The sequence below is a fragment of the Exiguobacterium sp. CH10 genome, assembly GCF_018617635.1.
Lineage (GTDB): Bacteria > Bacillota > Bacilli > Exiguobacteriales > Exiguobacteriaceae > Exiguobacterium > Exiguobacterium aestuarii_A.
In genome coordinates, this window is the sequence record NZ_JACSKO010000001.1 from 108,610 (window position 1) to 128,701 (window position 20,092).

General features: G+C 46.9%; 23 protein-coding genes and 1 other RNA gene. 9 read left to right on the forward strand and 15 right to left on the reverse strand.

Annotated elements, in window-relative coordinates:
* Nucleotides 1-8 precede the first annotated feature (8 nt).
* The 7 genes from KNP04_RS00565 to rnpB all read right to left on the reverse strand — a co-directional run bounded on the left by KNP04_RS00565 (nt 9) and on the right by rnpB (nt 5,958).
* The gene (locus KNP04_RS00565) at nt 9-563 is read right to left on the reverse strand and encodes a hypothetical protein (RefSeq protein WP_214874430.1); all 555 of its coding nucleotides are present in this window, start codon (nt 561-563) and stop codon (nt 9-11) included.
* 79 nt (nt 564-642) lie between these two features.
* A complete protein-coding gene (locus tag KNP04_RS00570) occupies nt 643-1,464 on the reverse strand; it encodes a YihY/virulence factor BrkB family protein (protein ID WP_214874431.1) in 822 nt (273 codons plus the stop codon).
* A 102-nt stretch (nt 1,465-1,566) separates the two neighbouring features.
* Nucleotides 1,567-2,964, reverse strand: a complete 1,398-nt coding sequence (locus tag KNP04_RS00575; RefSeq protein WP_251129799.1) for an alanine/glycine:cation symporter family protein — start codon at nt 2,962-2,964, stop codon at nt 1,567-1,569.
* Nucleotides 2,965-3,044: 80 nt separating this feature from the next.
* Complete coding sequence (locus KNP04_RS00580) at nt 3,045-3,947, reverse strand: Gfo/Idh/MocA family protein (protein WP_214874432.1); 903 nt, start codon at nt 3,945-3,947, stop codon at nt 3,045-3,047.
* Nucleotides 3,948-3,998: 51 nt separating this feature from the next.
* Nucleotides 3,999-4,181, reverse strand: a complete 183-nt coding sequence (locus KNP04_RS00585; protein WP_074034388.1) for a hypothetical protein — start codon at nt 4,179-4,181, stop codon at nt 3,999-4,001.
* A gap of 117 nt (nt 4,182-4,298) precedes the next feature.
* Entirely contained in the window at nt 4,299-5,465 is a 1,167-nt protein-coding gene (locus tag KNP04_RS00590; protein WP_214874433.1) for a THUMP domain-containing class I SAM-dependent RNA methyltransferase, read from the reverse strand.
* A gap of 125 nt (nt 5,466-5,590) precedes the next feature.
* An RNA gene (rnpB, locus tag KNP04_RS00595) (RNase P RNA component class B) lies at nt 5,591-5,958 on the reverse strand.
* A gap of 120 nt (nt 5,959-6,078) precedes the next feature.
* Between rnpB and KNP04_RS00600 the strand changes: the two genes are divergently transcribed.
* Nucleotides 6,079-6,483, forward strand: coding sequence for a hypothetical protein (locus KNP04_RS00600; RefSeq protein ID WP_214874434.1), 405 nt, complete (start codon nt 6,079-6,081; stop codon nt 6,481-6,483).
* A 44-nt stretch (nt 6,484-6,527) separates the two neighbouring features.
* Here KNP04_RS00600 and KNP04_RS00605 read toward each other — a convergent pair whose 3' ends face one another.
* Together KNP04_RS00605 and KNP04_RS00610 are read right to left on the reverse strand one after the other, a co-directional pair.
* Nucleotides 6,528-7,976, reverse strand: a complete 1,449-nt coding sequence (locus KNP04_RS00605; protein WP_214874435.1) for a S8 family peptidase — start codon at nt 7,974-7,976, stop codon at nt 6,528-6,530.
* 94 nt (nt 7,977-8,070) lie between these two features.
* The gene (locus KNP04_RS00610) at nt 8,071-8,478 is read right to left on the reverse strand and encodes a type III PLP-dependent enzyme domain-containing protein (protein WP_214874436.1); all 408 of its coding nucleotides are present in this window, start codon (nt 8,476-8,478) and stop codon (nt 8,071-8,073) included.
* Between the two features lie 169 nt (nt 8,479-8,647).
* Between KNP04_RS00610 and KNP04_RS00615 the strand changes: the two genes are divergently transcribed.
* The 5 genes from KNP04_RS00615 (at nt 8,648) to KNP04_RS00635 (ending at nt 13,337) form a co-directional block, all read left to right on the forward strand.
* Nucleotides 8,648-9,541, forward strand: coding sequence for a hypothetical protein (locus tag KNP04_RS00615; protein WP_214692535.1), 894 nt, complete (start codon nt 8,648-8,650; stop codon nt 9,539-9,541).
* A 71-nt stretch (nt 9,542-9,612) separates the two neighbouring features.
* Nucleotides 9,613-10,278 carry a response regulator transcription factor gene (locus KNP04_RS00620; RefSeq protein ID WP_214874437.1) on the forward strand — a complete coding sequence of 222 codons (666 nt, stop codon included), beginning with the start codon at nt 9,613-9,615 and terminating at the stop codon, nt 10,276-10,278.
* Entirely contained in the window at nt 10,275-11,621 is a 1,347-nt protein-coding gene (locus KNP04_RS00625; protein WP_214874438.1) for a sensor histidine kinase, read from the forward strand. The genes KNP04_RS00620 and KNP04_RS00625 overlap by 4 nt, the downstream gene beginning before the upstream one ends.
* Before the next feature lie 67 nt (nt 11,622-11,688).
* Nucleotides 11,689-12,702 (forward strand): ABC transporter permease, encoded by a 1,014-nt coding sequence (locus tag KNP04_RS00630; protein WP_214874439.1) that lies wholly within the window; start codon nt 11,689-11,691, stop codon nt 12,700-12,702.
* A complete protein-coding gene (locus KNP04_RS00635) occupies nt 12,699-13,337 on the forward strand; it encodes an ABC transporter ATP-binding protein (protein WP_214874440.1) in 639 nt (212 codons plus the stop codon). Before KNP04_RS00630 ends, KNP04_RS00635 begins: the two co-directional genes overlap by 4 nt.
* On the opposite strand, the gene KNP04_RS00640 is transcribed toward KNP04_RS00635, so the two are convergent.
* Nucleotides 13,327-13,776 (reverse strand): hypothetical protein, encoded by a 450-nt coding sequence (locus KNP04_RS00640; RefSeq protein WP_214874441.1) that lies wholly within the window; start codon nt 13,774-13,776, stop codon nt 13,327-13,329. The two genes, KNP04_RS00635 and KNP04_RS00640, sit on opposite strands and share 11 nt — an antisense overlap.
* Before the next feature lie 140 nt (nt 13,777-13,916).
* Here KNP04_RS00640 and KNP04_RS00645 point away from each other — a divergent pair, with 140 nt between their 5' ends.
* Complete coding sequence (locus KNP04_RS00645; RefSeq protein WP_214874442.1) at nt 13,917-14,840, forward strand: alpha/beta hydrolase; 924 nt, start codon at nt 13,917-13,919, stop codon at nt 14,838-14,840.
* On the opposite strand, the gene KNP04_RS00650 is transcribed toward KNP04_RS00645, so the two are convergent.
* Complete coding sequence (locus KNP04_RS00650; RefSeq protein WP_214874443.1) at nt 14,773-15,468, reverse strand: CPBP family intramembrane glutamic endopeptidase; 696 nt, start codon at nt 15,466-15,468, stop codon at nt 14,773-14,775. The two genes, KNP04_RS00645 and KNP04_RS00650, sit on opposite strands and share 68 nt — an antisense overlap.
* An 86-nt stretch (nt 15,469-15,554) precedes the next feature.
* Between KNP04_RS00650 and KNP04_RS00655 the strand changes: the two genes are divergently transcribed.
* Together KNP04_RS00655 and KNP04_RS00660 are read left to right on the forward strand one after the other, a co-directional pair.
* On the forward strand, nt 15,555-16,238 hold the full coding sequence (locus KNP04_RS00655; protein ID WP_251129845.1) for a lytic transglycosylase domain-containing protein: 684 nt from the start codon (nt 15,555-15,557) through the stop codon (nt 16,236-16,238).
* Between the two features lie 28 nt (nt 16,239-16,266).
* Complete coding sequence (locus KNP04_RS00660; protein WP_214874444.1) at nt 16,267-16,857, forward strand: DUF1643 domain-containing protein; 591 nt, start codon at nt 16,267-16,269, stop codon at nt 16,855-16,857.
* A 14-nt stretch (nt 16,858-16,871) separates the two neighbouring features.
* On the opposite strand, the gene KNP04_RS00665 is transcribed toward KNP04_RS00660, so the two are convergent.
* From KNP04_RS00665 to KNP04_RS00680, 4 genes are read right to left on the reverse strand one after another with little or no spacing between them, the layout of a single operon-like run.
* Nucleotides 16,872-17,591 (reverse strand): energy-coupling factor transporter transmembrane component T family protein, encoded by a 720-nt coding sequence (locus KNP04_RS00665; protein WP_214874445.1) that lies wholly within the window; start codon nt 17,589-17,591, stop codon nt 16,872-16,874.
* On the reverse strand, nt 17,588-18,931 hold the full coding sequence (locus tag KNP04_RS00670) for an ABC transporter ATP-binding protein (protein WP_214874446.1): 1,344 nt from the start codon (nt 18,929-18,931) through the stop codon (nt 17,588-17,590). Before KNP04_RS00670 ends, KNP04_RS00665 begins: the two co-directional genes overlap by 4 nt.
* On the reverse strand, nt 18,924-19,499 hold the full coding sequence (locus KNP04_RS00675; RefSeq protein ID WP_214874447.1) for an ECF transporter S component: 576 nt from the start codon (nt 19,497-19,499) through the stop codon (nt 18,924-18,926). Before KNP04_RS00675 ends, KNP04_RS00670 begins: the two co-directional genes overlap by 8 nt.
* Nucleotides 19,492-20,082: a Ykof family thiamine-binding protein gene (locus tag KNP04_RS00680; protein ID WP_214874448.1), complete on the reverse strand. Its 591-nt coding sequence runs from the start codon at nt 20,080-20,082 to the stop codon at nt 19,492-19,494. The genes KNP04_RS00675 and KNP04_RS00680 overlap by 8 nt, the downstream gene beginning before the upstream one ends.
* Nucleotides 20,083-20,092 lie beyond the last annotated feature (10 nt).

Here is a 20,092-nt window from a genome sequence, read left to right on the forward strand (position 1 = left end):
ACCACCTTTTAGGAAGCATTTTCTACATAAAAACCGCCCCAATAAATATGACGGTACGTAAACTCTTTTCCACTCTCTACAGTAATCACAATTTCATCTTCCGTCAATACGAGGACGTGAACAGGTACTTCTCCTTGGCGTAACATCGGGCTAAACAATTGAAATTGTTTATTGAGCCATTTACGTTCAGAAAAATTTTGATAATGATGTAGTGCGAGCATCGGATGACTCAAGTACGCGGCACCAACAATCGCGACTGCGACAGGTGGTGCACCCACTTCCATCATAAATGAAAATACGAGAACGAGTGACAACACTGAGTAGCCGAACTCGACCAATTCCATGAAGGAAGCACGACTGGCGATGACATATTGTATCACTCGAAACATGAGATACAATATGACACTGACGACCAGAAACTCAGAGAATGGCGAATGGCGAAACGATACATCCAAATAGAACAAGACAGGTAACAAGAGAATCCATTTCCACAGATGTAAGGCGAGGTAAAACAATGATTGATCGATGAAACGACGATTGTGAACGAGCCGTTGCATATCCATGTTTCCCACCTCCGCTTAGATGATGTGACCTTACGTTACCATTCCCTATTCTTTTAAATGATAACTAGCATTTGCACGTCTAACGAAGTTTTTCTTTCCTCTCGATTAATGTTGCGTTTAAGAGTCCTCCTAGCAAAATCACAGAAGCAGCGAGGTAAAACCAAATCAACAAGACGATGAATGCTCCGAGTTGACCGTAAAACTGTTCGTAGTTCGCGAACTGGGAATAGTAGCTGAACACATTTGAGACGATGAGGATTCCTATAGTCGCAAATGCCGCCCCGGCCCAACTATTCTTGAATGTACCTGACACACTCGGTAACCACTTATAAACGAAGATAAATACGGTAAAGAGTAAACCAGTCCCTACAATCCATCTAAAGTAAAACCAGATCTGGGCATAGGTCGTGACGATCTCATCGATGAACAAAATATATGAAGACACTTCACGTAATGCGGTTTCGATTACCGGTACGAGTAATGAGAACGGGAGTACAAACATGAGTGCCAATGTGATTGCGATATCTTGCAAGACACCTCTCCAAAACGCCTTATTTCGGACTGCCCGATAAGCATCGTTTAATGCCCGGACCAACGACTGCACAGCAATCGATGAAATCCAAAGTGCGGGTAAGATACTGAATGATGCCAATTTCAATTTAGAGTTATCGAAAATCGCTTCGATATTTCCTTCTAACAGCCGATAACTGGCTTCAGGCATAATGAGCGATAACGCTTGAATCACATCCCCGCTCGTAAATGGTAAAAACCCAACAATCCCTAATACGAATAATAAGAACGGGAACGTGGATAAAATGAAGTAATAGGCCAACATGGCAGCTTGATCAAAGAAGCGTTCTGTAAAAAAACGCTTGACGACTGTCGATAAAACTTGTTTCATCTTTACTCTCTACTTTCTTTAATATAATATAAATGCGGTATTTGAAATATTATTGTTAAAATGAAGGAGAGGCTTCCGGTAACGGAAGCACTCTCATATGGGTTAACTGATTTCTTCTTTTTTCGCTTCCCACGCCTCGATGTGTTCTTTTCCGGGAAGATCGACGCCTTCTTTAAAGAATTCTGGGTCTCGCCCTTCTTTCTTCTGGGCCATGTAATCATCGAGTAACGTCTTCGCGACTTTACTCAAGCGGAAGATCGCATACATGTTGACGAGCGCCATGAGTCCCATGAAAATGTCAGCGATGGACCAGACAAGCCCTGCCGACCGTACTGAACCAAACATGACCATACCGACGACTGCAATCCGATAAATGATCAGATAGCGTTTCTTTTCCGAGATGAACTCAATATTCGTTTCACCATAATAGTAGTTCGCCAGAATAGAACTGAAGGCGAAAAGTAAGATGGCGATGGTCATGAGCGTCGTCGCAATCGGTCCAATCTCGACGAGAAGTGCCTCTTGCGCCAGTTCAATCCCTTGGAACGACTCGGACCCTTCAACACCCGAAATCAAGACGATCATCGCCGTCGCTGTACAAATGAACAACGTGTCCACAAAGACGCTGAGCGATTGGATCAATCCTTGTTTCACGGGGTGACTGACTTCTGCCGTAGCTGCCGCATTCGGTGCAGACCCCATCCCCGCTTCGTTCGAGAACAACCCACGGCGAATTCCTTGCAGGACAGCCGCACCGACCGCACCACCGAACAACTGTTGGAAACCGAGTACTCCTTCAGAGAAGATAGCCGAGAAGACTTGCGGAACGACATCAAGATTCGTCAAGACGACCCAAATGGCCAGCAAGATGTAGCCTCCTGCCATGACCGGTACGATGATTCCGGATAGTGTTGAAATAGAACGAATTCCACCGAAAATGACGATGGCGGTGACGACTGACAGAATCAAGCCGACCCATACCGTGTCGACCTCAAACACATTGTTCACGGAGAGTGCAATGGTGTTGGCTTGTACCGAATTGAAGGCAAAACCGAACGCAAACGTAATTAAGATCGCAAACACGATGCCGAGCCACCGTTCTCCGAGCGCCCGTTCGATGTAGTAGGCCGGTCCCCCACGCCAAGCCTTGCCATCATGCACTTTATACACTTGAGCAAGCGTGCTCTCAACAAATGCCGAGGCCGCTCCAATCAAGGCGATGAGCCACATCCAGAACACGGCCCCAGGACCACCTAATGCAATCGCCGTCGATACACCGGCGATATTCCCTGTACCGACACGTGCTGCGGTACCGATTGCGAACGCTTGGAATGAAGAAACTTGACCTTTCTCGTGTTTGAGTCCTTTGACAAATAGTAGTTTGAACATCTCAGGTAGCATTCGGAACTGGACGAACCCCATCCGAATCGTAAAATAAAGACCTCCTGCAATCAACACGAAGATGAGAAGGTACGACCATAAATAGTCATTGATTTGCATAATAAGTTCACGGATATCCAACGAAATCGCCTCCTTTTATCGGGTTTTTACCCGCTATGAATCTGACAGAAACAGCGGGTTCACTGCACGTTTTTAAGAACCTCTTCACATAAACGATGTGTCTCTAAACTATCCTCAGCTAGGACTGACTTGTTCGCTTCCCCATTTAACAGTTTGATAAAGTCATCAATCAAGTCGATAAAACCCCGACGCTTTAAATTCGACTCCCACGAATCAAGCGGCCACTCTTTTACTCCGTCGACGCCATAGTCTATGACTCGTTCGACGTCCCGCGTGACACGCTTCACAGATGGAGACATGACTTCCATCACTTCTTCCGTACAACCATTATCCCGGTTCATCCAGCCGATTGCTTCAATTCCACCCGCCTGAAAATGAATCATCACCTGTTTCAACACATCTCCTTCATATCGCGGCGTGACAGACAAGCGTTCGACAGGATGAAGGTCCGTCAAATAACGAAGCGTATCGACGACGTGCACAAAGTCCTCGATGATAAATTCTCGAAGTGTCGCCGGTTTATACGTTCTGTTCTTTTGAATAAGTATCATGTTCTTTTGTTCGACTTGTTTAAGCGCCTCTGTCGCCGTAGCAAATCGGCGATTGAAGCCCGTGACGAGATGAACACCCTTCTCTTTCGCAAGTGCAACAAGACGTTCCGTCTCTTCAAGTGAGAACGTGATCGGCTTGTCGATGAAGACATGCTTCCCTTGTCGTAAACAATATTCCGCTTGCTCGTAATGGGCAGCTGTCGTCGAATGAATCATGACCGCATCGATTTTTGTCATCGGTACGTCTTGAAGGTCCGTATATCCTTTTTCAAAACGATAGGTCGATATGATGTCCTGTAACTTCTGTTCATCTCTTGAGACAAGATACACGTTCACGTTTTTTAATCCGGCGTATACAGGCAGATACGCTTTTTTTGCCACGTCACCTATGCCTACTACTAACATCTTCATCTACTCACTCCTCCAATAATATGTAGAAAGCCCGAAGCGACTGCCTCGGGCTCATGTAATAGATACAATCTCAAAACTGGTGATCGGTTCACGAATCGCGTCGGATACAATCTGGTAAGCCGCATTTAGTTCTTCTTGATTATTCAAATCTGGCACCCGGTCCATTTCCACCTCGACCGTCCGAGTGTTCTGTTCTTTCGCGTGTAATTGATATTCAACGGTATACTTTTGCATCACATGTCCCCCTCTAATTATACATATGTTATGTATAACCTGTTATTTGAATGATGAAACAAGTGAGTTTGTTCATCGGAAGCAAAAAAATGACCGCTCGCTAGAACGGTCATTCGTTTATGACTCCGATTTTGGTGACGCGTCACGGTTTGGGCGTGGACGACGTTTTCCAAAGTACTGATAATATTGAGTTTCGATGTTACCGTTGTACAACTTCCGACGCTTCGTCGCCGGGCGACCGTATGCTTTTTCGAAGTCCTCATAACTCGTCAACATGTAGACGCTGTATCCAGGGTACTTCGCATATTGTGCGCCGATCCGCTCGTACAAGTCGATGATTTCTTCTTCTGACTGAAGTCGTTCCCCGTAAGGCGGGTTACCAATGATGACGCCGTACTCCTCTTTCGGTTTCAATGCGGCCGCATCACTATGGACGAACGTGATCGCATCACGGACATCGGCGAGTTCCGCGTTGTCTTTCGCAAGTTTTACCATACGCGGGTCAAGGTCGATTCCATAGATTTTGAGCGGTTTATCCCACTCCGCTTTTTCGTTCGCTTCGTTCATGGCTGCATACCACGCTTTTTTCGGGATACATGTCCAGTCCTGAGCGAAGTATTCGCGATTGATACCCGGCGCGATGTTTCGTCCGATCATCGCCGCCTCGATTGCGAGTGTCCCTGAACCTGTAAAGACATCATAAAACGGCATATCTGGACGCCAGTTCGTCAATTGAATCATTGCCGCCGCCATCGTTTCTTTAAGTGGTGCCTGTGAATGCAACTCACGGTAGCCTCGACGGTGAAGCGGTCCTGACGTATCGATTGTGATCGTCGCTACATCTTTTAACAAAGCGACTTCAATCGGGAATTTCGCACCTGACTTCGGTAACCATTCCCCTCCCTTATGATAGCCACGTTGCATCGCTTCGACGATTGCCTTCTCCGTGATTTTTTGACAGTCCCGGATTGAGAACAGTTTCGATTTGACCGAGCGACCGTCAACCGTGAACGCAGCGTCCCACGGCATGAAATCTGTCCACGGCAATGTCACAACCCCGTCGAATAGTTCTGTGAACGTTGTCGCCTTGAACTCTGCTACGACGAGTTTGACACGGTCTGCCGTGCGCAACCACATATTTAATCGTGGGATGTCTTCCATTTCCGCATCGATGTATACTCGACCATTCTCGACTTCACATGTGTATCCTAAGTCTCTTACTTCTTTTGCAACGAGTGCCTCAATCCCCATCGCTGCTGTCGCAATCAGTTTACGTTTTGCCATCTGCAATCGCCTTCTTTCTACATTAAAATCTTTCATTCATGTTGTAAATTGTAAAAAAATCATGAAAAAAGGAGCTCAAGTATATGTGCTTGAACTCCTTGTCGTTGTTAGTTGAGACTATGTTGTCCTGTAAGCCATGTTCTGTACTCCGGTGCTCATAGCGGTCTCCCTGGCACGATGGAGTGACAATCATCTATCTGCGCATATCGGCGCCCTCCGTCCCGTTCGGTTCCGGTTCGGAAGTTCCCCTACCATAGTTTGGGTTTCTCGCTCGTGGGGTTTACCTCGTTCCACTCTGAACGTTTCCGATCAGACTTCGTCACTGTGGCACTTTCAAGAAGCGTACACCATATCCGAGGACTTAGGTGTTTCTTCTGCCGTCAACTTGCGTTGCCTACACTTATCTTTTCGTGTAGCACGATCACTACAGCCATCACAGGCTGTGCGAGCATGGACTTTCCTCAAAACTTGCGTCCCGCGATTGTCCAGACCTCATAGTCACTTCAACCATTGTAGCGGAAATTTCGACGATTGACAACTGAAATTCGAAACTTGATTTTACATTCAGTCAGCGCTAAAATAAGGCGTGTTCATTGAATAAGGAGGGATTTTGATGCATCAAGATGCAAAAAACGGTTGGATTCAACGTCTGACTTATGTAATAGAAATCGATGACATTAAAGTGCTCCACCCGAACAACGGCGTGTTCGCCTTCTACCGAAATAATCGTCTCGTCCGAGGGTTTGAACCGTTCGATATTAAAGCACCGAACGAACTCTCAAAGCGATCTTATCATTTTGACCATCATAACTTAGCACACTTAGAAGAGCGTTTCCCTGACGCGATTCCGGTGTTCGACGAAACGCATGAAACGCGTCGTGCTTGGAGTGATCGGATTCGTGTCGGATTATGCGAAATCATCCGCGATGGTAAACTTAGTTTTGAGCATATTGACGACCAAGGAAATGTATTAGAAGCGAGTATCCGTTGGTGTGGAGAGGCCATCACCATCGATTGAATTAGTTTAGCCGTCTCTCCTTTCGGAGTAGACGGCTTTTTTCTTTATAATGATTCGGCAACCGGCGGTTCTTCCTCGACCACAGGCGGTGTATAACTCGTCGATACGACTTTTTCACGCACATCTGTCGGCTTTAGAATCACCGTCAACGGTTTTGTCGTATCTCCTCTCACCGGGAATGTTCCGGCGATATGGAGAGCTTCATACATTTTGTTGCCATCCGCATCGAGAACGGTGACGACCCCTTTACGAGTGGTCTGTAAAGAGAACGTCTGAGCATCTGCCGCATCAACGGAGATGGACGTTTTGACCGTATTGATATAATCAATCGTCTTACTCGTAGACCGTTTGTATTTTCCATCGGTCATTTGGGCGACAAGTCGATACTGCCCACTCGGTAGCCAATCACCATATGCAAACATCGTAAAGTTTGTATTCGGACTTAACGTTTTAATTTTCTTACTACCCATATACAGTCCATACGTCGTTTTGATTGTCGGACGCTGCATGACATTCAGTTTCACATCGGTGATATAGCGTTGCTTCCAAGTAGAATCAGTACTCAGTGTCAATGGTCGAGGGGTCGCATCGAGTAGTTTTAATGTATTCAACTCCGTATACGTTTTCCCTTGAGAACGTGGCATTTTCGCGATCAGGGCATCCACCTCGTCAGGTGTTAAAAATGGATTGATTGATTTGACGAGCGCGAGACTCGCTGTGACCATCGGTGCGGCCATAGAGGTACCGTCCATATAAATAAAACGATTATTGACCCCGAGTGAGAGAATATTCACACCAGGAGCAACGATTTTTACACTCGCATCCATGTTGCTGAAATCAGCAACTTGATGACGAGAGTCAATCGCACCGACAGCAATCACTTCTTTCATGTTTGCCGGGAATGACGTTTTAGTCATCCCATCATTACCTGAAGATGCGACCACGATCACACCTTTGGCTCTCGCCTGTTTAATGGACTCAGCTAAGCGACGATCATAGTCATCTCCACCAAGTGATAGATTGATGATCGTTGCACCTTTTGCCACGGCTGTATCTACAGCTTTTGCAACCGTCCATGAATCTGTATATTCAGAGTTTCTTCCATAGAAAACATTATAAAAATGGTATCGCACGTTCGGGGCAAGTCCGGCAATTCCAAAACGATTATGCTTTCCTGCCATGATGCCGGCTGTATGCGTCCCATGAGTATCTGCGCTATAGGGACCTTTCATCGAATTCACGACGCGTGGAACATTTTTTAAATCAGTATGATTACGGTCGGCAGATGAGTCGATTAGTGCCACGACGATGTCTGAGGCACCTCTCGTTTTACTCCACGCCAGGTCTGTTCCGATTTGTCGTACATAATATTGATTCGTAATACGTGGCTCTGAGACAACGTAGCCATGTTTCTCGAGCACGACGGGTTTCGCTGCATCCACACCTACAGGCAATAACAGCGCAATCGCTGTCAAAAGGGCAATCTTTTTCATTCCTTCCGCTCCATTCCAAACTGATAAAGTGATTTCATTATCTCAAACTTTGGATTAGATTTCCCTTTTTTTGAATAAAAAGTTGTCGACAAGTTTACCAATAGCTCGGTTCATCAGGATGCAACATATCATATTCAACAATTCGTCCGATGGTCAAATACGTATAGTACCGCGCCAGTTCAACTCGACTTGGGTCAGGACGAAATCCTTCTAAATCTTCCCCGAGCGGAGAGCCGTCGATTGTCTCGAACTGTTGACAAAAAAAAGACTCTGTTTCCGCATCCCAGACGATACGATCACCGATATATCCACTTCCAAAGCGAATGTAGTCGATGATGGACGGGACGATGACTTCAGCTGGTAACCGCTCACTCATTCGTCCGACTAGTTCGTATCTGATCCGGTCTGCCTGATCCGCTTCTTCGAGGGAGACACATTTTAATACTTCTTTATTGATTTCAATCAAGACAACATAATCACCAGGTTCGATGGAGAGCTTCATCGTCTCACCTCACTTTTCATTCCTTCATCCGATTCTCTACACGATACTATTCGTGATGAGCTGTGGAAATCCTGTCCATTCCACATGATTTTCCAAATCTCAGTTGAATTCGCAACGATTGCATGGTTTTTGATATACTATTCGTATGAATCTAGAGAGGAAGTGCACCATGGCCAAACGACCGTTGACCCCTCGCGAAAGTGAATTGATTGCGACCGCTTTATATGTCGTCGAGACGATTCCATACGCAGGATATATCGACCGTCTCGAATCACTCACGTTACGAGACATCGCTGATGACTATTTGAATGGTACACTACCTGCCGCAGACGCGATTGACGCGCTTGACCAATATATTTATGTTCGACGCCATCGTTTCAAAAATGTGACGCCCCACAACCTTTGGACGTTGGATGACCGCACCGAACAAGAAGCGCTGCGTCACATCTCGAAACGACCTGAGTTGAAAAAAGGACAGACGCTGAATAAACGGAACCAGCCGTTTCAAGTCGGACAAGACATTGAGTTCAAAGTGGACAAACATGTCGACCGGGGGCAGTTCCGTATTTATATCGGAAAACAACAAGGGTATACATGTAAGGCACAGTCTAAAGAACGGGACAAAATGAAATCGATCACGGGATGGGTCACTCATATCGATCCTAAAGACCGCTTAGTGTTTGTCAACGTCACGGATTTCGGACGTTTGCCGATGGAACAGTCGATGAAGCAAGAACTCGAATCGATGAGTGCCTCATTACTCGGATGGTTCGCGACTGCGACCCTTCCTTCCGAAGAAGAGGCTCTACTTGCAAAACAAATGATTGCCACCCTTCAACGTCGCGATCAACCGTATTGGTTCACGTTGACAACCGCCCTTAATCATCCAAGACCAGAACACGTCAAACGTTGGGGAACAGTTGTGAATCTGCTCTTAAAAGCATCAACGGGCGATCAAAAAGCGATTCAGACATTAGAGACACAAGAAGATAAGTATTTCAAAGATGCATTTATCCGTGCGCTTCGCGCCTTGCACGAGGAAATGACGAAACAATTGAACTGATTCGACTCGAGGTGACTTCGTATGGGTCACCTCGTTTCGCGTGTATAGTTTTAAGGAAAGGAACGATTGACATGCGTTTACTCATCGTGGAAGATGATCCTTCTATTTTACGTCTTGTGAAAGAGACGTTCGAAGATGCAGGTCACGATGTTTTCATTGCAACAGACGGAAACTCAGGCGAGCAGCTATATATGACTCAGTCGATTGATGCAGCAATTATCGACATAATGCTACCAGGTATAGATGGTCGGGAATTGTGTCGCCGCCTGAAAACGGAACTTGATATTCCTGTCATTTTATTGACGGCACTCGGCGAATGGGAAGATAAACGTCAAGGGTTTGAGCACGGGGCAGATGACTATATGACAAAGCCGTTCATCCCGGAGGAACTACTATTCCGATTACAAGCCGTTTCAAGGCGTTATAACCGCTCTTCTGCTTCGCGTATTCAAGCAGGACCGCTACAGTTGGATTTAACCGAATATGAAGTGAAGCTCGACGACCAATTGTTCTATCTTCCCAAAAAAGAGTTTGAGTTATTGTTTCAGCTCGCTTCATTCCCAGGCAGGGTATATCGTCGCGAAGAGTTGATTGAGCTCGTATGGGGATTTGATTTCGAAGGAGATGAACGAACCGTCGATGTGCACATCAAACGACTTCGTCACAGGTTCGACCACCCTGCACTCTCGATTCGGACAGTGCGCGGTGTCGGATATTCACTCGAGGTATTGAAATGAAGACATTATATACTCGAATCATTCTCACCATGTTTTTTATTCTGCTCATTTCTGGAGCCATTTCGTTATTGATCAGTAATGTCGCTTACTATACGTGGTGGCAACCTTCCTATAGTGAGAAGACTGAGACGATCGCAAAACAGGCGTCGACCTATTTCTCGGAACATACCGATGCAGACGAAGACGCATTTTATTCGTTTTTGGCTGCGACAGGCTACCAATTGGTTGTGATTAATTCGACAAATACACGATCGCGTTATGGTGGTTCGTTTAGAGATGAATCGATTCCTGTCGATGTGATCTCATCTGTCCGTGAAGGCACACCTTATCAAGGAATGCGTGATTTCCCATTTCACCTGTTCCTTTTAGGGTTGTTTGATAATGAATTGACGAATACGTACGGATGGACACTCGACAACGGGGATGTCGTATTCATTCGACCTGACCTGAGTGCCCAAATCCGAGAGCTTCACCTTTTCGTCGGTATGTTCTTCGCACTCGTAACCATTCTCGCGTTCAGCTTGATTGCGATGTCGACTCGTTCACTCGTTCGACCGTTAAAAACGCTCACAGCCGCGACGACGGACGTGGCCATGAGACTAGAGCCGAAACATCTCCCTATTGAACGAAAAGATGAAATCGGAACGTTAGCGAGACAGTTTCAAGAGATGACGAATGTGATCAAGCAGACCGAAGCACGGCAACGTCGATTCGTCTCAAACGTCTCTCATGAGTTTCAGTCACCTTTGACGTCACTCGTCGGCTATGCGGAAAAGTTGGCTGATGATACCGATGGTGTATCAAAAGAATACGCACGCGTCATCGAACAAGAAACGAGACGTTTATCTCAATTGACCAAACAACTCTTACTGTTATCTCGTCTAGATGAGCATCCACCGACCCTTGCGTCGGATGTGAACGTGTTACAGTCTATCTCAGAGGTCATACAGATGAACGCATTTTTGCTCGACCAAAAAGGGATTGCCGTCATGACCGACATCCCTTCTAATGTCGAATTGAAGAGTGACCCCGTCCTCCTCGCACAAGTGTGGAACAATGTATTAGTCAATGCCATTCATGCCTCAAACGATGGTGGAACAATCCGAATCACATGCACCGTCAATCCTCGGATATGTGTCTCCTTTATCGATGAAGGAATCGGAATGGATGAGGAGACGAAACGTCATGTATTTGACCGATTTTTCAGAGGCGATGCCGCACGAACGACTCAGGGAACCGGGTTAGGCCTCGCCATCACATCAGACATCATCGCCTTGCACGGTGGACAGATCACCCTCGAATCGACTAAAGGAATCGGGACGACGTTCCACCTTCATTTTTGACGCTGTTCATATTCCGTTCACATTGAACGATTACACTTCCTTCATAGAACTTGAAGGAGGTTTTTTTATGCAATTAGGATGGAAAGAGATGTGGCGACAAAAACGAAAGTTTTCGATGCTGTTCGTGATCACGCTCATGATCGTCATGTTAACGACCTTGATCACGGGGCTTGCAGACGGACTAGCATATGACAACGGTTCTGCCCTACACGAATTGAACGTTTCAACGTATAGACTGGACAAAGATTCAGATGGTCAGTTAACGCGCTCCTTTTTGGACGTCCCAACTGATGCTTCAACTGAAACGATGAGTGTCCGCCCGCTCACGGTCACAATTGATGGAAAGAAAGAGGAGGTGACCCTCTTCGCCCTTCCTAGCGGGAGCAAGATTGGGCCAGTCGAAAGTCTACAAAAAGGTGAAGTGGTCTTCGATTCTAGCCTTTCAGAGAACGTGAAGATTGGTGATACCTTGACCGACTTCGTGTCAGCGTATGACTTTACAATCGCTGGTGAGGCCCTCGGAAGATACAGCCATGGCCCCGTCCTCTATACGACAAATGAAACGTGGTTCGACTATTTACGATATTCCGAACAACGTCCATATGTATCTGCCGTGATTGGAGCACATGCTTCGGCATCCGATACACTCACGATGAGTCAACAGGAAATCATTAAATCTGTTCCCGGTTATAGCGCCGAGCAGAGCACATTTACGATGATGCGGGCATTCTTACTGGTCATCGGAACCTTTATTTTGACCGCATTCTTTTATCTGTTCACCTTACAAAAGCTACCGGAACTCGGTATTTTGAAAGCAATCGGTCTTTCCCCACGAATCATCGGACAGGCATTGTTCTTCCAAGTCATCGTCATCGTATCATCCGCTGTCGCGGCGTCCATCGCGATTATGTATATCGCTGATGCCGTGATTCCATCGTCGATGCCATTTATCGTCGATATCGGTCACGTTTCTCTATTTGGTTCCATGTTCATCATCTTATCGATTCTTGGTGCATTCCTTCCGCTCTGGAAGCTTCGCCAAATCGACGCGATTGAAATTATAGGAGGGAAAGCATCATGAGACTAGAGCATGTATCCCATCAATTCGATGGTCAGCTCGTTCTGAACGATATCAATTTACACGTATCACCCGGAGAATGTATCGCTATCGTCGGTCCAAGTGGGAGCGGGAAGAGTACGTTGTTATATATTCTAGGTCTACTCCGAAAACCAGATCAAGGAACATTCTCCATGAATGAACAAGATGTGTTTGATTTGGATGAAGAACAACGACGGCTTCTCCGACTACATGAAGTCGGTTTCGTATTTCAGCAAGCACATCTGATCCCTTATCTGACAGTGCTCGAACAGCTCGAGCTCATTCAAGAAAATAAGGATGCCGACGCAAAACAACTGCTAGTGAAGCTTGGATTAGAACATCGATTACATCATCTCCCGACGACACTCTCTGGAGGAGAAAAACAACGCGTCGCCGTCGCTAGAGCCTTGATTAACTCGCCACAACTCATTTTGGCGGATGAACCGACGGCAAGTCTAGATTACGAGAACGGACGGCGTGTGATGGAGTTGCTGTCACAACAAGCACATCGTGAAGGACGAAGCGTCGTCGTCATCACGCACGATGAACGTATGCTCGATGTATGTGATCGTGTACTGCGTGTCATCGATGGAACATTGACTGAGGTCAATAGCTAAGCATCGGTTCACGTTGACAGATTTGTTGAAGCTGATACGTGAGCCAGCCACCGAAACGTACGGTGACCCCGATTCCCCCCTGCCGAGAGATTTTGGCACCTTCAATGGTCATGAACCGCTCTGCAATATGATTTGATTCGAGTCGTATACCCGAGAGACAGGCAAACGCACGGACGACCTCTTCTGGTCGACATCCCGTCGACCTTGCGATTTCCTGAACCTCGGTGTGTATGCTCGTTTTGTTGTGTAGAAAATAACGATCGAGCAACAAATCAAACACGAGACCGACGATTCGTTCGTCGCCGTCATATGTCCATCTAAAGGTCACACCGCTTTCGAGTGTTCCATTCGGATTACTCAACACACATTGAATCATTCGATAGCTATCCGCTCGTTCCATCACTGTTCCGATCCCCTTTATAGATTGTTTAACGATCATAGCGTGTATCCTTATGTGATGCGAGAAGAGTATCGTTATATAGACGTTAAGGTTATGGCACGTAAGAGCCAAACTTACGTCATAAAACAGCACGATTTCTCTTCATTTCGGGTACAATTACGTTGAAAGGAGTCGATCATATGCAACGAAAATGGCAAATCGGATTAGCTTCACTTTTCACTGGTTATTACGCAATCAGCTACTATGCTTTCAAACGGATGACTCGAGGGAAACGGAAAACACCGGAGATGTTACTTGCTCCATACACGGAAGAGGACCGTGCTTTCTATCATGATGTCCCATTTGAACACGTCTCCATACAGTCGAGGGACGATTATCGACTCTATGGTCGAATTTATCGGAATGACGCCTCGACGAAATGGATTGTGTTTGTACATGGTTATACCGCTTCACATAGCTTCATGGCGCCTCATCTCGCCATGTTCCATCGTCTCGGATATAACTTGCTCGCTGTCGACTTAAGGTCACATGGGGAATCCGAAGGCGTTTATGCTTCTTACGGATATCATGAAAAAATCGATATGATCGATTGGGTCGAATGGTTGAAAACGAATGAAACAGTCGAACAAATCGGTCTTCACGGAGTCTCGATGGGTGCAGCGACGGTCCTTCAAACGACTCCGCTCACAGACGTCGATTTTGTCATCGCAGAATGTCCGTTTGACGATATGGGACAATTGATGCGATACCAATTGAAAGAATTGCATCGGATACCGGCAGAGCTCTTCCTTCCCGGAATCAATTATTTCTTATGGTCTCGTGCCGGGTTCACCATGAAGCAAGTACAACCGAAAAAGGCCGTCACTGAAACGACGACCCCAATCTTATTCGTACACGGCTCAAAAGATGATTTCGTCCCGACGTGGATGTCAGTCGAGATGAACGCGTTGAACCGCCAAAACGATTTGCTCTTGATTGACGGAGCAGAACATACAGATTGTATGATCAAGGACGCCCCTGCATATGAAGGCGCGGTCAATCGCTTTTTGCATCGACATGGATTGGTCCAGCAATCAAGTCAAGCAATACATGCAAGACCATGACCGGCCATAAGACACCCATACCTAGATATAGGAGACCAAGACCGAATCCGACAATGCCCGTCGTCATGATTCCTTTGACGCCTTGATAGGCATGCGCGATGCCAAAGAGTGCTCCACCCATCAGTGCAAGAGTGACGTTCGACCCATCGATATATAGTGTGATCGTATAAAGTAGAACACCTCTAAAGATGAACTCTTCGGTCACACCTGCTGTGACCGAGACGGCACTCCATTCCTGTTCCTCTTTCTTCGTTCTAGGCAGGAGGAGCTTTTCTAAATCAAGCTCATAGTACGGGCGTAGGACACGTCGTAGTCGGGATGAGGTCTTGACTAACAAATAAAAAACGAGTGTCACTGTGACGAGAATACATGATAGGAAAAAGACTTGCCATGCTTGTTCGTTGCCTGGTTCTGGCGAAAATGTCAAACCTACTTCAGATGGCGGTACTTGAAATAAAAAAATGAGAGCTACAATCAACAAGGTCAGTCCCCATGCTGATTTAACGGTTTGGTCGTATACCCACGTCCGTCCTTTCGTCTCAATCAATGGACGAATCAGTTTTGCGTTAAAGATTTGGACGATCAACATGTATCCAATAATTGCCGTGAAAATCAATCGTTCGAGCATCCATATCCACTCCTGTCCTTCCTCTTAGCTATATGCTACACTATTCGGGTATTGTCTAAAAGCTAGGAGGCGGTATCTTGAAACGTATGATGCTGCGACTGACCGGTTTCATCATTGTACTCGTGCTTTTGCTCGGTGCAATTGGCTGGCTCGGTCAACATGATAAAGTAAACAATGGATTGTATCGAACCTATTATGGCGAGCACGGTGTACCGAACGCTAATCTCGCTGTGTATCAGGACGCCGCGGAGGCATACGACGTGGATTGGCGTCTGCTTGCTGCTGTACATCGCGTCGAGACGATCTTCTCGCACAGTTCTTCGATGCGCTCCTCTGTTGGCGCAATCGGACCATTTCAATTTATGCCTCGCACTTGGCTAGGTTGGGAATATGATACGGATGATCAAAAAGGCGATGTTCCAGAAGACGAAGTCGATCTGACAGATCTGGCTTTAATCGATCAATACGGAGGTCTCGGGCGTGACGGAAATGGCGATGGCAAGGCAGACCCGCATAGTCTTGTTGATTCTGCCCACACGGCGGCGTATTATTTAAGTGAACACGGCGGGAAAAAGACAGATTCAGTCACATCGATACGGAACGCCATCTTCGAGTACAATCGAAGTGAGCAGTATGTCACTGATGTCATGACATACTATGAGAATTATGAATCAAGTGTGACGGTCATCCCGGATGAGCGGGACACCTTCAGCCAACATGTCGCCTATTATACGATTCGATACGTCGAGTGGTTTAAGACACTCGGCTGATGCTTACATGAAAAAGTGAGGAATGGAAATGAATACGCATATAGAAGAAGTAACCATCCGCGTAAAATCGATTTTCAACGAAGACAAAACGAAACGTTATTTGCGAACGTATGAGTTCACGGATGTCGAGGATGGAGTGATTTGTGCCGTCATCATCTATTCACCGCGCATGAGCGATGCCTTTTTATCAGGTACGACAACGCAACGTGCTTATATGTTGATGCAAAATCATTTGTCGCAACCCGTTCGGGAGATGCGTGTCATCAGTCTCGTGCCAACACTTGCCATCAATGATAATCTTCCATATGTGGAATCGCAGCTCGACGAGACGAATTATCACTATGTCGAAGAGACGTTACAAGAGGTGGAGGCGAGCGGCGGGATGATCATCGTCGGTTGGGGTTCGCCTGGTCGATTGATGCACCATGCGACATCCTATAAATCGCTCTTTGCCGATTACGAGTCGAATATGTACTGTATCGGTACGACTGCTAAAGGCGAACCGCAACAGATTCGTATGGCCAACGAGAACACGGTACTCGAGGCGTTCAACAATGAATCGGTAAAACCAAAGTTTCGGATTGTGAAGGAAACGAAAAAGGAAGATGACTCCATGTGAGTCACCTTCCTTTTTTATATGCCCGCCCAGATGGCGATTCCAAATAACGTGAGTAACACACCTGACCAAACAAAATCACTTGATTTGATCTCGATCTTGTCAAAAATCGTTCGTTTCCCACTCGTGAACCCTCTCGCTTCCATCGAAAAGGCGATGCGTTCGGCCCGTCGGATCGAACCTGCAAGGAGTGGCAACAGTAATTTCGGAACGTGCCGAAGGCGTTCCCATTTCGTATCGAGAGATACACCACGTAGCCGATGCGCATATTGGAGTTGCTGTAGCTCACGCTGCAACAAAGGAATGAAACGGAACCCGACAAGGGCACTATAGGCGATTGTCGGCGATAACTTCGCCTGTTGCATCAAACTCATAACGAATCGCTTTGAATCCGTTGTCATCATGAAAAGAAGAGAGAGGACCGTGAACGCCAGGACACGAAGACTAAGGGCAACGGCAACGCGTCTCTCTTCAACTGTGATGTCCTGACCGAGTATGGTCATCCACGTCTCCCCCCCTAGGTCTTTCCCGAACACGAGCGTCGTCCAAAACGTACCGACCGCTGTGATTAGAAATGGAATCAAGAACATTCCCCATCTCTTCCACGATACGTCCGTTGCCACCAGCTGAATCAGTAGCGTACCGACAATGATGACGAGCGGGGTCCAAGGGTTGTAAAACAGCGCCAGACCGAACATGATGAGCGTCAATGTCACAAATTTCACCGTCGGATTCATGTCATGGAGTGACATCGTTCTCCCCTCCCCTTCAATCGATAATCAAGGAGCATCTCTGTGTTCTGCCATAGTTCATCCCCGAACGGTCCTGAAAGTTCCCCGTCCTTCATCAGATAGAATGTATTGGCGATATTGGCGAACGATAGGTCATGGGTTACGAACAGGATGGTCTGCCCTTGTTCCGCATGCCGCTTCATCAGCGCCTCGAGTGCATGGAGTGACGCTTCGTCCTGACCTGCAGTCGGTTCATCGAATGCAAGCAACTGTTTACTCGATAGCGACTGGATTCCAACTGCGAGCCTCCGTTTTTGGCCATGGCTTAGGGATAACGGATGGAGGGATCTCTGATTATGAAGCTCCATGTCAGATAACACGGTCTCAATTGATGTTTCGTGACCAAACTGCAACTCTCGCTCAACGGAGTTCATAAAAAATAAATGTTCTGGTGATTGTGGCACGAGTCCGACCCGATGATCGTGTTCTGTTAAGCTTCTTAAAAATGTCGACTTCCCGCTCCCATTCGGTCCAAGAATGGCAATCACTTCTCCAGCCCGGACGTGGAGCATCGTCTCGTTGAGCTGAAACGAATCACGTCTGACCTCTTTAACCTTGTAGCGTTGAATAGCTGAGAGTGACGCGTTCGACTTCACGAATGCAAAATCCTCGACCGGACGGAATGATTCATTCCTAACGACACACCCTCGCTCTAACTTAATATGCCAGTCAAAGTAATCTCCCCATAGATGGGGACGATGCTCGACGACAATGACATTCAGGTCTTTCATCTTGTCGAGCCATTTTACAAATTCTTCCGCGGTCACTGGGTCTAGATGCGTCAACGGTTCATCGAGCAGAAGCCATTCCGGTCTTCCGACTAGAGCGCACGCAACAGCAATCCGCTGTTTCTGCCCGCCTGACAACGAATCGATTTTGCGGTTTCGATAGTCACTCAACTGTAACGATTCGAGGATTTCCGTCACGCGTTGTTCGATGTCTGAGACAGGTGTCGACAAGTTCTCAAGTGTGAAGATCAGTTCTTCTTCCACCCGCTCCATGACAAATTGCGTATCCGGGTCTTGAAACACCGTTCCGACCCGCTGATTAATCTCGCCAGGTGCATAGTCGTCGTATGTTCGTCCAAGTAGTTCGAGCCTGCCATCAAGGATTCCGTCACAATTCTCCGGATAGAGACGGTTGAATAGCGCGAGAAGTGTCGACTTCCCGCTCCCACTCGCACCAGATAACATCGTACGACCTTGCCGAACCGATACCGTGACATCCTTAAGAATCGCATCTAAACTTTCTGGGAATCGAAAATGAAGTGACTCTGTCTCAACCATGGACGTTTCCACTTCGTGAAATCGCATAACCGCGAAGTGATCCTGTCTTCAACAATAGGTCACTGAGCAACTTCCCACCGATTCCAGCGATGACCATCCCACTGACGGCTCTCAGCCCGAACATCGTCGCCACATAACCTGGCTCTAACATCGTGAACCCACTCATGAAATATGTATAGACGAAACTCGTGACAGCCGACCCAAATCCGGCCAGCATAAGAACCCATAGCTCATAACGTCTATAGCCCGTCATCGCAAAGACGGCTTCTGCCCCTAAACCTTGTACGATGCCGACCAAGATGATGCGTGGCCCAATGGCATTCCCAATCAACATCTCAATCGTTGCGGCCATCACTTCTGAGATGAATGCCGCCCCCGGTTTACGAATGATGTATGCCGAGATAATCGATACGATAAACCAGATGCCAAAGATCCACTCGTAGGCAATGGGTCCGATCAACCCTGCCCACAAGTTACCGATATGAACGAACAATAAATAGACGACCGCGAAGACAACAGATAATACGGAAACAAGGACGACTTCTTTCAATTTCCACGATTTAAGCATGTCGCCCTCCATGTGACGGACTATTTACGCTGAACGTCACCGTCATGACAACATGTCGGTTCTTTTCACGCGTCCGCTTAAAGGCCGCCTCGTAGTATGAGAACACTGCATCTAAATTCCCGTGGATACCTGATGCATAATGCATCGACTCGTTATAGACACCAGCTTGTTTTGCTTGCTCGATTTCCTCATAGATAAGCTCCATGTAATTGTCAGCACCCATCGGATAGAGTGCGAACTGCGAAGACACATACTGGTCTCTTGATGCACCGTTTGATGGTTCGCTAGGAGTCTCGAGTGCCTCATCTCCCGTCGAATCTCCTGGACAACCGACAGAGAACGTTCCGCTCATCGAGACGTGCTTCCCTTCCTCCGAAGCAAGACTCAACACCGTTCGAGCGACGTCAAACACATGCTCGACTCGTCCACGGATGACCGTCGACACGTCATCCGTATGTCTCCACACACCTGACAGATCCGTTCGTTTTAGTGCACCTTTGATTGTCCCTACAAAATCGTCTGTCATCGGGCTCAGTGTGAATCGAAACCCGACAATCGGACTCGTACCACATGATTCATTCATTCTATTTCCC

What these genes read in the sequence shown, in the direction of transcription:
- KNP04_RS00660 (WP_214874444.1), top strand. Translation starts at nt 16,267, where the DNA reads ATGAATACGCATATAGAAGAAGTAACCATCCGCGTAAAATCGATTTTC.
- KNP04_RS00650 (WP_214874443.1), bottom strand. Translation starts at nt 15,468, where the DNA reads ATGCTCGAACGATTGATTTTCACGGCAATTATTGGATACATGTTGATC.
- KNP04_RS00565 (WP_214874430.1), bottom strand. Translation starts at nt 563, where the DNA reads ATGGATATGCAACGGCTCGTTCACAATCGTCGTTTCATCGATCAATCA.
- KNP04_RS00640 (WP_214874441.1), bottom strand. Translation starts at nt 13,776, where the DNA reads ATGATCGTTAAACAATCTATAAAGGGGATCGGAACAGTGATGGAACGA.
- KNP04_RS00635 (WP_214874440.1), top strand. Translation starts at nt 12,699, where the DNA reads ATGAGACTAGAGCATGTATCCCATCAATTCGATGGTCAGCTCGTTCTG.
- KNP04_RS00675 (WP_214874447.1), bottom strand. Translation starts at nt 19,499, where the DNA reads ATGCTTAAATCGTGGAAATTGAAAGAAGTCGTCCTTGTTTCCGTATTA.
- KNP04_RS00645 (WP_214874442.1), top strand. Translation starts at nt 13,917, where the DNA reads ATGCAACGAAAATGGCAAATCGGATTAGCTTCACTTTTCACTGGTTAT.
- KNP04_RS00590 (WP_214874433.1), bottom strand. Translation starts at nt 5,465, where the DNA reads ATGGCAAAACGTAAACTGATTGCGACAGCAGCGATGGGGATTGAGGCA.
- KNP04_RS00670 (WP_214874446.1), bottom strand. Translation starts at nt 18,931, where the DNA reads ATGGTTGAGACAGAGTCACTTCATTTTCGATTCCCAGAAAGTTTAGAT.
- KNP04_RS00610 (WP_214874436.1), bottom strand. Translation starts at nt 8,478, where the DNA reads ATGAAGCTCTCCATCGAACCTGGTGATTATGTTGTCTTGATTGAAATC.
- KNP04_RS00630 (WP_214874439.1), top strand. Translation starts at nt 11,689, where the DNA reads ATGCAATTAGGATGGAAAGAGATGTGGCGACAAAAACGAAAGTTTTCG.
- KNP04_RS00625 (WP_214874438.1), top strand. Translation starts at nt 10,275, where the DNA reads ATGAAGACATTATATACTCGAATCATTCTCACCATGTTTTTTATTCTG.
- KNP04_RS00655 (WP_251129845.1), top strand. Translation starts at nt 15,555, where the DNA reads ATGATGCTGCGACTGACCGGTTTCATCATTGTACTCGTGCTTTTGCTC.
- KNP04_RS00665 (WP_214874445.1), bottom strand. Translation starts at nt 17,591, where the DNA reads ATGAATCCGACGGTGAAATTTGTGACATTGACGCTCATCATGTTCGGT.
- KNP04_RS00615 (WP_214692535.1), top strand. Translation starts at nt 8,648, where the DNA reads ATGGCCAAACGACCGTTGACCCCTCGCGAAAGTGAATTGATTGCGACC.
- KNP04_RS00585 (WP_074034388.1), bottom strand. Translation starts at nt 4,181, where the DNA reads ATGCAAAAGTATACCGTTGAATATCAATTACACGCGAAAGAACAGAAC.
- KNP04_RS00600 (WP_214874434.1), top strand. Translation starts at nt 6,079, where the DNA reads ATGCATCAAGATGCAAAAAACGGTTGGATTCAACGTCTGACTTATGTA.
- KNP04_RS00570 (WP_214874431.1), bottom strand. Translation starts at nt 1,464, where the DNA reads ATGAAACAAGTTTTATCGACAGTCGTCAAGCGTTTTTTTACAGAACGC.
- KNP04_RS00605 (WP_214874435.1), bottom strand. Translation starts at nt 7,976, where the DNA reads ATGAAAAAGATTGCCCTTTTGACAGCGATTGCGCTGTTATTGCCTGTA.
- KNP04_RS00620 (WP_214874437.1), top strand. Translation starts at nt 9,613, where the DNA reads ATGCGTTTACTCATCGTGGAAGATGATCCTTCTATTTTACGTCTTGTG.
- KNP04_RS00575 (WP_251129799.1), bottom strand. Translation starts at nt 2,964, where the DNA reads ATGCAAATCAATGACTATTTATGGTCGTACCTTCTCATCTTCGTGTTG.
- KNP04_RS00580 (WP_214874432.1), bottom strand. Translation starts at nt 3,947, where the DNA reads ATGAAGATGTTAGTAGTAGGCATAGGTGACGTGGCAAAAAAAGCGTAT.
- KNP04_RS00680 (WP_214874448.1), bottom strand. Translation starts at nt 20,082, where the DNA reads ATGAATGAATCATGTGGTACGAGTCCGATTGTCGGGTTTCGATTCACA.